Source organism: Nitrospirota bacterium, from assembly GCA_016214385.1.
Lineage (GTDB): Bacteria > Nitrospirota > Thermodesulfovibrionia > UBA6902 > JACROP01 > JACROP01.
In genome coordinates, this window is the sequence record JACROP010000181.1 from 1 (window position 1) to 12734 (window position 12734).

The window sequence follows — 12734 nt, forward strand, 5'->3', positions numbered from 1 at the left end:
CCTGTAAAGCAGTGGTGATATTCACCATAGGAAAATCCACTTTTGGAAAGAGGTCAACACCAAGTCGTGGATAGCTCACGACACCAAGGACAACAAGTCCAAGTATGACCATCGTTGCGAAGACAGGGCGTTTTATGGATGTATCAGCGAGCCACATAAAATCAGTCCTCAGTTCCCAGTCGACGGTCGGCAGTCAAGTATTTAAGAAACCCTACAATTAATTTTACTAATTCTCTTGCTTTCTGCCATGCTTTAATGTCTTCAAAACGTTCTATCTTTGCCATTTTATTTCTCCACTGCCGACTGAGGACTGAGGACTATATTGACTTTCGCATTTTCTGAAAGGTTCTGTTGTCCTACTACAACTACCTTCTCCCCTTCCTTCAGACCTTCCACAATCTCCATCAATTCTCCATATTTACTTCCGAGTTTCACTGTTCTCTCTCTCGCTCTATCCTCCTCAATCACAAAGACCGTTACCTTCTCTGCTTCATAAAGGAGGGCTGTGATAGGCACGACAATTGTATCCTTTGCTGTGCCTGTATAGAGCGTGACCTTAGCAAAAAGTCCTGGTTTTAAAATCCCATGAGGGTTCGGCACCTTTGCTTCGACCTGAAGTGTCCTTGTTTTTTCTTCAAGACTTGGATAGATGATGCTTACATTCCCCTTAAATTCTTTATCTGGAAAGGCATCCACTTTAAAAGTCACATCCTGCCCCTTTTTAAGTTTTCCTATATCTTTTTCGGTTACAGTAAAATTTAGCTTTATGGGATTGTTCTGGATTATTACAAAAAGATTAGTGCCGTTTTTCACATAATCGCCTGCTGAAACCTTCTTCCCCTTTACAACACCTGAAAGGGGTGAGTGTATCTTTGTTTTGATGAGCTTCTGTTTTGCGAGGGATAATGCTGCCTTTGCCCTTTCAACATCAGCTTCTGCAAGAGAAAGCCTTGTTGAGACATCATCGAACTGCTGTTGGGTTACGAGTTGTTCCTTATAAAGTGCCTGTTTACGCCCAAATTCTAATTTTGTATTCTCAAGGGTTGCCTCTGCCTGCCTTAAGGCAGCCTCAGCCCTTTTGACCTCAAGGTTGTAATCTGTATCATCAATAGTTGCAAGGACCGTCCCTTTTGAAACCAATGTTCCTTCATCAACTCTTACGTCTTTCAAAATCCCATCTACTTCAGCACTTACAATGACCTCTTCATAAGGGTTCAATGTGCCGATTGCCTCCACAAATGGTCTGAGCGGTTTTCTTTCAGCAGCCTTAACCTGAACGTTTACTACTTTTTCTACAGGTGCCTTTACTTCCTTTTTCTTACAACCACTATTTATTGGAGAGAGAAATATAAAGGTCAGGAGAAGTAAAATTATTGTAACTGGATATCTATTTTTTGTCTCTAACATACAGGTTTTCTCCATCTATTTTTCTTTCAGGTCTCTAGCGACTGGTGACTGTTGACTGATGACTGTTTTCAGGAGTGTTCCTGTTGTCCTCTGTAGTCTCAGAATAGACAGTTGATAGTTATACATTGCATCCGAAAATTGCCTTTCTGCTGTAACAAGGAGTGTATTAGCGTCCATGACATCTATGCTATTTGCGAGGCCGAATTCAAATTGTTTTGAGATGGCATTATAATTATCTCTGGCAAATGCAAGCTGGTCTTCGAGGGATTTTAAAATTCCCTTTTGAGTCGTTAAATCGAGATAAGCGTTGTCAACCTCTATACTTATCGTCTTCTTTAAATCTTCATAAAGAAGTTCAGATTGCCTCTGTTTTGCCTCTGCCTCACGCACCTCTGCCTTTCTCAAGCCTCCTTCAAAGAATGGGAAGTTTAACCTGAGACCACCGTAAATGCTTTCCTTATTAAGAAAAGCAGACGCAGGTTCCTCGTCCTTTCTTGAATATACACCTTCAATGGAAAGTGTTGGCCAGTATGCACCCTTTGTATATCTGACCTGGTCCTCTGCAATTCTTTTCTGGATTTCACCAGACCTTACTTCCGCCCTTTCCTTAAAGGCGGTCTGTTTAAAACAGTCACCAGTCGATAGTCGGCAGTCGGCAGTCAAAAAACTAAAATCAAAAGACTGAGGACTGCCGACTGAGGACTGAAGACTCTCTCTGACATCATATTCGCCCTCTATTCCCACAACCCTTGCGAGGATGGCCTTTGCCAACTTAAGATTATTTTCTGCCCGTATCAGTTCTGATTGTGCCCCTGACAGTTCTGCTTCTGCCCTGAGGAGTGCGGTCTTTGTCACCTCACCAACCTTTAGTCTTATGGCAGCAGCATCTCTGTGCTTTGTGAGCCTTTCAACATTTGCCTTTGCAATATCAACAGCCTTTTTTGCCCTCAGGACATCATAATAGGCTGAGGCAACATTGAAAAGATAGGCTTCTCTCACTGCATAGAGGTCATATCTGTTTTTTTCAATATTTCCTTTTGAGATCTTAAAGGCAGTAAGCTCCCTGCCGCTTATAGAGAGTGACTGGTCAAGCCTTAAGCCCCATGATGTGGAATCATCAGGCTGAATGACGGAACCTGTAGATGAGCGCTTGTCTTCGCTGTATTTCGTATAATTCCCAAATGCAGAAAGTTTGGGAAGCAGTGCTGATACAGCCTTGTCTTTGCCCCTTTCTGCAATATAGAGGTCTTCCTCTGATAGCTTTATCCTTTCAGCGCGCTCAAGGGCAATCCTGTAAAGGTCATCGAGGGAATACTCTTCTGCAAAAAGGTTATACGGTGGAAAGAAAACCAGAAATAGGACAAAAAATAAACCTGTTTTCCTCTTAATCATTTTTTTATCCCGTTGAAAATCAATTGAAAAAGAGAATCACCTAAAACTTTTAAATCGCCGGCCCCGAATGTGAGTTTTAAAAGTATCGCACCTCTTATACTCGCAAAAATCAGAGATGATGTATGCCTGGTATTCAATGGTTTGAACACACCTGTCTTAATCCCGGAAACAAGTAGCCCCTCTATTAATTTCCCCTGCGTTTCAAAAAAATCTTTTCTCAGCGGTCTAATAAATGGCAGGCTATGTTCTCTGAGGAGAAGGGAAATCAACCGCCTTTTCTTTAAGGCATATTTGAGGTTAAGCTCTATATAGGATTTCAATGCCCTTACAGGTTCTTCGCTCTGGAGACTTTTGGTAAGCCTGGTGAAATCTTTTGTCTGGTCTTTGATTAACTCCAGATAAAGATCTTCTTTGCTCTTGAATCTGAGGTAAAGGGCGCCGACACTCATCCCAACCCTGCTGGCGATTTCAATCATTTTAGTGCCTGCATAACCCTTCGTGGAAAATAAATCGAGGGCGACCTTTAATATCCTGTCTTTAGACCCTTCTTTATCTGAACGGTAATTCATATGAATGACGATTCATTTATAACACCGCATCTTATGTTGTGTCAAGTTTTTTTTGAGGATCCCCTAAGAATAGAGATAAAACTCTGTGCTCTCTGGATGATATGGGCTGTTATTTAATCACAAGGACACTGCATGGAGCCTTATCGGCAATCCTGGCTGACATGCTTCTGAAAAGTACTTTTGAAAGTCTGCCCCTCTCCCTCTCTGATGTTACTATGAGGTCGACCTTCTTTTTATCGGCCATCCTGAGGATCTCTGATTCCGGGTCTCCTGCTATGACATCGAGGGTTGCCTCTATCCCGTTGTTTCCGAAGAACTCCAGAACCCATTCATTGTCGAACAACAACTCAGACTTCAAATAAGCTATCACATCCTCTATCTCGCCCTCTCTATATTCGATATCCATAATTCCCTGGGTTATCAGGACAATATCCACCACAGCATCTCTCTCTCTGGCAAGGGATACTATTTCACTAAGCACCCTCTGTTGAGGCCTCCCATCAAAAAAAGCAGCCAGGATACGATATTTTTTAATAAATGGGGTTTTGGCTCTTACTTCTCCAAGGCCCTCAAGGCTCAAAATATCTTCCCTTGAGATAGAGGACTTTGTCCTGTGTGCCCGCTCGGTAAGTAACACCTTCGATGGCTCTTGCAGGTCATTACATAAATCTTCTATCTTCTGGTATCTATTATTGGGATTTGGCTCTAAGGCCTTTAAGATTATCTCCTGCAGATGCGGGGAGAAATCTGGCATAAATGCCTTAGGTGGTATCGGCCCTTCAGAGAGTTTCTTTTTTGCTAAGGCAGTTCCTTTCCCTGAAAATGGCAGCCTTCCCGTTAAAGCCTCATAGAGCATAACCCCAACAGCGTATATGTCACTCCTCGGGTCACACCTGATCCCTAAAACCTGCTCAGGAGAGATATATTCAGGAGTTCCTTTGGGGCCGATATGTTTTTCTGTTATGATGTCCTGCTCTCCGATAATACAGGCAAGGCCGAAGTCAACGATTTTTATGCCTCCTGCTTCAGGGAGCATGACATTTTCTGGTTTAAGGTCAAAATGGACAATCCCCTTGTTTTGAAAAAAAACAACGGCTTTACAGATCTCTACGAATATCTCACGTACTCTATCAAAAGGCAATGGTCTTCCGCGAAAAAGGCTCCTGAGGTCTTTCCCTTCAACATATTCCATGACTATGTAGTGATTGGTTTTGGGTTCTACTTCATAAAATTTTATGAACCTCGGATCATCAAGCCTTTTCCAGATGCCTTTCTCAATCCTGTAAGCATCAAAACAGACCGTGTCCATTCCGAACTCATTACAGGGGATCTTGAGGGCAACGATCTTGCCAGTGCGTGTATCCTCTGCCTTATAGATAGAGCCCATAGCCCCGTGGTGAATAAGGCCAAGGATTTTATAATGGTCTATAGTCTTTGGCATTTTAAAACAAAAGCAATGGCGCCCTCTCTTAAGAGCCGCCATGGTTTAACTGTTACATCAATAATAGTCGATGGTTTTCCGATAGGGGTCTTGCCTCCGTCTACAATCAAATCTATCTTATCTCCAAAATAGCGGCTCACTTCATCTGCAACTTCAGGTGGCCGGGCTCCTGAAGGGTTGGCGCTTGTAGCAGTTATAGGGAAGTCTATCTTTTTTGAAAGAAAAAGGGCAAAGCTCTCGCCAGGGATTCTCACTGCAATCTTTCCAGTTCGTGCGGTAAGGAGGTCAGGGAGTAATAGCTTTGCTTTAAAGACAATGGTGAGAGGGCCTGGCCAGAATTCTTTAATGAGCTTTTCAGCCTCCAAAGGTATTTCTTCTACAATGGTTTTAAGTACCTCCAGGCTACCAACAATTAATGGGATTGGTTTATCCTGCGGACGTCCTTTTATTTCAATTAGCCTTTGTAATGACTCTTTATCCATTGCCCTGACACCAAGTCCATAAAAGGTCTCTGTGGGATAGGCTATTATACCGCCTTTTATGAGCACATCCACGGCTTTTTCTATAGCCGCATCAAGGCCACATTCTTTTAATGAAATTAGCATTTAGAATTTCAGTCTTTTTGCCTTCTCTTCCACATCTTTTGCCATTTTTTCTTTAAATGTATGAAGCATTTTTGCGACCTTCGGGTCTTTCCTCCCGATTATCTGGGCAGCAAGGATTGCAGCATTTTTTGCACCAGCCTTTCCAACAGCCATTGTGGCAACAGGAACCCCAGGTGGCATCTGGACTATGCTGAGAAGGGCATCAAATCCCTGTAAGGGAGATGAATCGAGGGGCACTCCAATGACAGGCAGTATCGTATGGGCTGCGAGAATCCCGGGCAGATGTGCAGCCATGCCAGCGCCGGCAATGATAACCTCAATGCCATTTTTTTCCGCATCCTTCACACACCTCATTGCTCGCTCAGGTGAGCGATGAGCTGATGCAACCGTCATCTCATAAGGAATCCCGAATTCTTTCAGGAGATTGCCGGCCTCTTCCATTATCGGAAGGTCAGAATCACTACCCATTATAATTAAAACCTGAGGTTTCATTTTTCCTCCTTTCTATTTACCTATCGCCCTTGCCCCGATATCTTTCCTGTAATGCATTCCTTCCCATGAAATTTTTTCCACTGCAGAGTATGCCCTTTCAATGGCGGCCTTAATGTCCCTACCAAGAGCAGTAACACCGAGGACTCTTCCACCTGATGTAATAAAACCACTGTTATTCGGGGCTGTGCCAGCATGAAAGACTACAACATCGTCCATCCCGTTTACCTTATCGAGTCCTTTAATGACTTTACCTTTTTCATAATCACCAGGATAACCCTTTGATGCAAGCACAACGCAGATCGAGGCATTATCTTTCCATTTTAGGGATACTTCATTTAATCTGTTTTCCACACACGCCCTCATAACATCAAAAAGGTCGGTCTCCAGCCTTGCAAGGATTGGCTGGGCCTCAGGGTCGCCAAAACGACAATTGAATTCAAGGACATAAGGCTTTCCATCTGAGATCATTAAACCCGCATAAAGCACGCCCTTATAAGTCATCCCTTCCCTTGAAAGTCCCTTTATAGTTGGTTTGACAATCTTTTGCATTATCTCTTTTTCGAGTTTTGCTGTTATGACAGGGGCAGGGCTGTAAGCACCCATACCTCCAGTGTTTGGCCCCGCATCATTATCAAAGACCCTTTTGTGATCCTGGGATGTAGCAAGCGGATATACCGTCTCACCATCTGTAATAGCCATAAAAGATGCCTCTTCTCCACTCAGACACTGCTCAACAACAACCCTGTCTCCAGCAGCGCCAAAGGCCCTTTCTTTCATTACTATTTTCAATGCATTTATTGCCTCATCAACTGTGCTGGCTATAAAAACACCCTTTCCAGCAGCAAGACCATCTGCCTTAATTACAACAGGAGCACCTTTAAGCCTCACATATTCTTCTGCATGAATGTAGGAAGTAAATGTCCTGTATTCAGCAGTGGGGATCCCATAGCGACGCATGAAGTCTTTTGCATAGACCTTACTGCCCTCAAGTTGTGCCGCTGCCATCCCGGGTCCAAAGATTTCGAGACCCTCTTTTTCAAAAGTATCAACGACACCCATGTTTAAAGGCAGCTCCGGGCCGACTACTGTCAGGTCAATCCATTCGTATTTAGCAAAATCCCTGAGGGCCTCAATGTCATCTGCTTTAATGTCGATGCATTCGGCAAGCTCGGCAATGCCTGCATTGCCCGGGGCACAGAATATTTTATCAACGCGGGGACTCTGGCTTAGTTTCCAGACAATTGCATGCTCTCTACCGCCACCACCGATAACAAGTACCTTCATCAGTGTTTGAAGTGCCTTATGCCTGTGAAAATCATGGACATGTTATGTTCATCTGCTGCTGCTATCACATCGTCATCTTTTATTGAGCCGCCTGGCTGTATGACAGCAGTAATCCCCAGTTTGGCTATCGCATCAATGCCATCCCTGTGGGGGAAAAATCCATCTGATGCAACGACAGCTCCTTTGAGGGAAGACAGTGCCTTCATCGCTCCTGTTTTTGCTGAATCAACCCTGCTCGTCTGCCCTACACCGATGCCTAATACCTGGTCTTTTGTTGCATAGACTATGGCATTGGACTTTACATGTTTAGAGACCTTCCACGCAAAGCTCAGGGCAGAAAGCTCTTCACCTGCAGGCCTTCTCTTTGTCACAACCTTCAGTGCCTTGAAATCCTCTACCATAATCAGGTCTTTTTCTTGAGCAAGGACTCCACCGAGGATTCGCCTCATATCAAAGCCGTCGGGTTTTTTATTCAGGTCAAGTTCGAGGAGCCTGATATTCGGTTTCTTTTTGAAGATCTCAAGTGACTCTCTGCTAAAGTTAGGGGCAAGGACAAGCTCAACAAAAAGGGTGATTATCTCCTGAGCAGTTTCACCATCCACCTCTCTGTTTAGCGCAATAACACCACCAAAGGCAGACAGGGGGTCAACCTTGTATGCCTTTTTATAGGCATCAAGGAGATTGTCAGCAATCGCAACTCCACAGGGATTATTATGCTTTATTATCACGGCTGCCGCCTCTTTAAATTCTCTTACAAGTTCAAGGGCTGAGTTTGCATCAAGGTAATTGTTGTATGACATCTCTTTGCCCTGAAGGAGCCTGGCATCTACAATTGAAAGCCCTTTATAAAGTGGCTCCCTGTAAATGGCCGCTCGCTGGTGTGGATTTTCACCATATCTTAAATCCGAAACTTTTGTGAAGCTCTGGTTTAGATATTCTGGAAAACCCTGAGAAGCTTGCGTCCCTATGCCTTTAAGATAGTTGGCTATAAGGGTATCGTATCTGGCAGTATGCTCAAATACTTTCTGCGCAAGGTAAAATTTTGTCTGATAACTTACCCCGCCCTGAGAGTTTTTAATCTCTTTTAGAACACTCGTGTAGTCTTCCGGGTCAACTATTACCGTGACATCCCTGAAGTTTTTTGATGCTGCCCTCAGCATTGTTGGCCCTCCGATGTCTATGTTCTCAATGGCCTCATCAAAGGTCACATCTGTCTTTGAAACCGTCTCTTCAAATGGATAAAGATTCACAACAACTAAATCTATAGACCCAATTGCATGCGCCTTTATCTCTTTTTCGTCTTCGGGATTGTCCCTCCTCCAGAGAAGGCCGCCGTGAATCTTGGGATGCAGGGTCTTTAGTCGTCCATGAAGGAGTTCTGGAAATCCTGTATATTCTGACACGTCTTTTATATCAATTCCAGCGTCCCTGAGGGTCTTTGCAGTCCCTCCTGTTGAAAGAATCTGAATACCGAGGGCTCTGAGACCTCTGGCAAACTCAACAATGCCCTGCTTGTTTGATACACTGATGAGCGCCCTCTCTATCTTGCGCATTTTTTTCTCCTTCATTGAATAAAATTCGTGATGCGTAATCCGTGATCCGTGATGAGTTTTTGTCTTATCACCCATTACGCATAGCGCATTACGGTCTTATAAGAGTCCCTGTTCCATTATGCTGGTGTGGCCTTTATCTCCAAGTATTATATGGTCTAAGACCTCTATGCCGATTATCTTGCCTGTCTCAACAAGCCGCCTGGTAATTGCTAAATCCTCCCTGCTCGGGCTGGGATCACCGCTTGGATGATTATGAACAAAGATAACAGAAGCAGCAGCCTCTTTTATTGCTTCTCTGAAGCCCTCCCGTGGATGAACAAGCGAGGACGTCAGGGTGCCCTCAGAGATAACCGTTTCTTTAAAAAGCCTGTTTTTTACATCAAGAAGGCAGCAGAGGAATTTTTCCCTTTTAAGGTCATAGAGCTTTGGCCTGTAATAATTATAAACATCACGGCTATTCTTAAATAGTGGCCTCTCAGGGCTGTTTTCTGCATCGTTCATAAGTCTCTTTCCAAGCTCCATGGCAGCCTTGATCTGGGCAATCTTTGCATGACCTATCCCCTTTACATTTAAAAATTCAGCTACCGCTGCATCTTTGATATTTTTAAGGCTGCCAAAATGCATCAAGAGTTCCCTCGCAAGCTCCAGGGCGCTTTTGCCCTCTCCGCCTGTTCTCAGGAGTATGGCCAAGAGTTGTGCGGCGCTCAAACCCTCAGAGCCAAATTTAAGGAGTCTTTCCCTCGGCCTTTCATCCTCAGGCCACTGCTTTATACTTTTGTATTCCATGTTTCTACATCTTTTGAATTTTGCTTTCACGAGGGAGGGGGGTCTGGATGCCGGCTTTAAGTCCAGCAGTAATGATTTCCTCAAGCTGTTTCAAGTATTTCTTGCTTGAGGCAAGGGCCTCTTTCACAGACCGTTTTCCGTACAGGCCCACGAATGCATAAAAAAAGTCCATTCGAAGAAAATTACGTATAACGTTACCCCATGAATAAAACTTTGCCATGGCCCGCAATGTCTCCATATGAAGCTCAAAGGCAGTCATCAGTTTTGGCTCAAACACAGCATGATGGGCGTCATATTTGCTCCAGTCTGTGTGGATAATGCGTCCTCCTTGTGTAAGTTCTTCAAAAACAGGGGTTCCCGGAAGAGGGGTAAGCATCATGAACTGGATGGAATTTATGTTGAGGCGGCTGGCAAATTTCTGTGTGCTCCTGATTGTCTCAATATCATCTGTGTCTCCTCCTAAGACGAACATCCCGTGGATTTTAATAGAGGCGTCTTTAAGGGTTTTGATGCAACCAATTATATCCTCTACCTTCTGATGTTTGTTGTAAAGGGCAAGGGTCCTGGGGTTTATGGATTCAAATCCTATAAAGACATTAAAGCACCCTGTCCTGGCCATAAGCTCTAAAAGCTCAGGGTCATTAGCAATGTCTGTGCGCATCTGTGCTGACCATTCTATACGGATACCCTCCTCAAGCATCCTTCTAAGAAGGGACTTGGTGCGCTCCTTGTTAGCTGCAAAGTTATCGTCAATAAAAAAGATATGTGCCTTTCTGGATGCAACAGCCCTTATTTCCTCCATAACCCTTTCAATGGACTTAAAACGGTATCTCCTTCCAAACATAGGGATAACAGAACAAAACTTACAGTTGAAGGGACAGCCCCTCGATGTTGCAATAGGAATGACAGCCTTTTCTCCCCATTTGTGAACTAGGCTAAAATCCGGGATCGGCGCAGTATCCATGTCCTGCAGGAGTTCTCTACCTGGATTGTGAACGATTTGTCCATCCCTTTCTTTGTATGAAAGCCCTTTAATATTATTCAGGGACAGACCTGATGTCAGATGCTCAACAAGCTCAACAACTGTCTCTTCTCCTTCGCCCCTCACAACATAATCTGCATATTTAAGGCCCTCCTCTGGTAAGAAAGTAGGATGAGGGCCACCGAGGACAATGGGTATCCCCTTTTCACTGAATTTCTTTGCGAGCTGGTAAGCCCTTGGAGCAGTTGAGGTTATTGTAGAAATGCCTATGATGTCTGCCTCTTCTAAGGTCTTCCAGTCTGGCTCTGACAGGTCTTCAATAAAGACCTTTGTATTGTATCCTCTATCCCGGAGGATGGTAGCGAGGAGTATTGTCCCAAGGCGTGGAAAAGGTTTGCGGCTGAATATATGAGCGCCTGGAGACTTAGCCTCAATGAAATAAATATTTTTAATGGGGACCTCTTTTTGACAAAATATAACATATTTGTAGAATTTAAGGAATGCAACTTTAAAATCTACCTGGTTCTCTAACTTATTATTTCGCAATATTGGTGTCCGATAAACTCATGAAAGCCTTGCTAATACAAACGCAAAATGTTTTTTTACATTTATAAAATCTCCCCTCGCCCCTCTTTACTGATTTCGCAATAAAAAAGGGCTGGCTTATGCCAGCCCATGATACGACATTGAGTGGTTATCTAACCTGCTGCCTATCGTGTTTTTCCCTGTAAATATGTCTACTTGCGCGATCGAGGTCTCTGTGAAGTATTGCCCTTTCTCTTTTAGTTAATCTGCCGTCGGATTTAAACCTTTGCTCTTTTTGCGTTATCCTTGCCTGTTCAGCCTCAAGTCTTCCTGCCTCCCGCGGGGTTAGTTGGCCACTTTCTATCCCCTGGTCTATTCGCCTCTCCTGGTTCTCCATCCTTTCCTGGACATAGGGGTCATTTGTATTCCCTGCAAAGACTGCAAATGCAAACATCAGCACACCTGCAAACAGCGCAATTCCTATTACACTTCTCATCTTGAACCTCCCTGATAATTTTTAAAATAACTTCATCCACAACCTCATTAAACCTTTTTCACCCCCTTCTATTTCTTTAGACCAGCAAGGATAAAAAAGGTTTACCCCGTTAGAAAGAAAGCCCCGCCCTTTGGGCGGGGTAAACGCAAAACTATTTGAGACCATTGAGACGTCTAAAAGGGCTTCTTACGCCTTTGAGCTTGCCGAAAAGGCTTTTAATAATTCTGTAAGCTCTTCCATCTTCGGCCTGTAGAAATAGATGGTCATAAACGCTGCTATTACCAATCCATAAAAAGACCGATAGTCTTCTGCCAGAAGAAAACAGACCAGCCCATATACGCTGATGGATTCAGCTATGGCCCATGTGATAATAGATGCCTGGGTATATATGGCAATGGCTCTCTGCTGGGATGAGACAGAGGCAGGAGGCGTCAGGCCACTCATCTTTGAAATCCTTTGAGGGCTCAAAACTGCTTTTCTGATATACCTGATAATCAGAAGCTCTACAGCGCTGATTGCATAAAGTATATACGGGAAATAAGCAACAGGATAGCCCCTGAAGATTGAGGGCATTTTTTCTGCTACATAGTTTGCTATTATCACATAAAAGCCAAGTGAGACAAGCATTGCTATCCAGATTACGCGCAAGGTAAACATCCCTTTTTCCAAGGTTCCCTTTTCTGTCTGGTCAATCATAAAACCACCTCCAGCTTGTGGATTTTATATATTGTTAAAAAATGTTTCGATAAGGATTTTTGCATCTTGATAATCATCTTCAGGAACCCATAGGTTAATTCCATGAGGCCAGGAAGTTCCAAATCCAACTCCCGGGCCCACCATTCCTATATCTTCCCCTTTAATTATTGAAATAATGCCATTATTTTCAAGAAGTTCTTTAGCCTGTTCTGCAAATAGCCGTGATGGAAAATTTTTTACCTGCACCCATTTCTTGTTTGCCATTGCCTTTTCTTCGGACTGTTTCTGTTCAAAAATCTTCTTCTGATAGCGCATCTTCCTTTTCTCTATCTCGGCTAATGGGATGCCTCTTTGTCTGAGTACCTCTATCATATAAGCTACGGCCTCTTGTGTGTATTGATCATGAGTCTCAGCAATAGCTTCTAATAACTCTTCTGTTGTCCTTTTGCTTATGGTTTTTCTAACTTCCTATTCCATATACTCCTATATATGCCTCTTTTTCTTGA

12 protein-coding genes and 1 pseudogene are annotated in these 12734 nt (G+C 43.6%); all 13 read right to left on the reverse strand.

Annotation, left to right across the window (positions count from 1 at the left end):
* A partial coding sequence (locus tag HZC12_10855) for an efflux RND transporter permease subunit (protein ID MBI5027202.1) occupies positions 1–172 on the reverse strand: 172 nt, incomplete at its 3' end.
* A 113-nt stretch (positions 173–285) separates the two neighbouring features.
* Complete coding sequence (locus tag HZC12_10860; protein MBI5027203.1) at positions 286–1407, reverse strand: efflux RND transporter periplasmic adaptor subunit; 1122 nt, start codon at positions 1405–1407, stop codon at positions 286–288.
* A 15-nt stretch (positions 1408–1422) separates the two neighbouring features.
* Entirely contained in the window at positions 1423–2799 is a 1377-nt protein-coding gene (locus HZC12_10865; protein MBI5027204.1) for a TolC family protein, read from the reverse strand.
* Entirely contained in the window at positions 2796–3368 is a 573-nt protein-coding gene (locus HZC12_10870) for a TetR/AcrR family transcriptional regulator (protein ID MBI5027205.1), read from the reverse strand. Before HZC12_10870 ends, HZC12_10865 begins: the two co-directional genes overlap by 4 nt.
* Before the next feature lie 109 nt (positions 3369–3477).
* Positions 3478–4809, reverse strand: coding sequence for a protein kinase (locus tag HZC12_10875; protein MBI5027206.1), 1332 nt, complete (start codon positions 4807–4809; stop codon positions 3478–3480).
* Positions 4794–5414, reverse strand: coding sequence for a threonylcarbamoyl-AMP synthase (locus HZC12_10880; protein MBI5027207.1), 621 nt, complete (start codon positions 5412–5414; stop codon positions 4794–4796). Before HZC12_10880 ends, HZC12_10875 begins: the two co-directional genes overlap by 16 nt.
* Positions 5415–7190 (reverse strand): annotated as a pseudogene (purD, locus tag HZC12_10885) (phosphoribosylamine--glycine ligase).
* A complete protein-coding gene (purH, locus tag HZC12_10890; protein ID MBI5027208.1) occupies positions 7190–8743 on the reverse strand; it encodes a bifunctional phosphoribosylaminoimidazolecarboxamide formyltransferase/IMP cyclohydrolase in 1554 nt (517 codons plus the stop codon). Before purH ends, purD begins: the two are co-directional and overlap by 1 nt.
* A 96-nt stretch (positions 8744–8839) precedes the next feature.
* A complete protein-coding gene (gene radC, locus HZC12_10895; protein ID MBI5027209.1) occupies positions 8840–9529 on the reverse strand; it encodes a DNA repair protein RadC in 690 nt (229 codons plus the stop codon).
* 4 nt (positions 9530–9533) lie between these two features.
* Positions 9534–11057, reverse strand: coding sequence for a B12-binding domain-containing radical SAM protein (locus HZC12_10900; protein ID MBI5027210.1), 1524 nt, complete (start codon positions 11055–11057; stop codon positions 9534–9536).
* Between the two features lie 148 nt (positions 11058–11205).
* Positions 11206–11532, reverse strand: a complete 327-nt coding sequence (locus tag HZC12_10905) for a hypothetical protein (GenBank protein ID MBI5027211.1) — start codon at positions 11530–11532, stop codon at positions 11206–11208.
* 186 nt (positions 11533–11718) lie between these two features.
* Positions 11719–12228 carry a hypothetical protein gene (locus HZC12_10910; GenBank protein ID MBI5027212.1) on the reverse strand — a complete coding sequence of 170 codons (510 nt, stop codon included), beginning with the start codon at positions 12226–12228 and terminating at the stop codon, positions 11719–11721.
* A gap of 24 nt (positions 12229–12252) precedes the next feature.
* On the reverse strand, positions 12253–12600 hold the full coding sequence (locus tag HZC12_10915; GenBank protein ID MBI5027213.1) for a DUF2007 domain-containing protein: 348 nt from the start codon (positions 12598–12600) through the stop codon (positions 12253–12255).
* Positions 12601–12734: the final 134 nt, after the last annotated feature.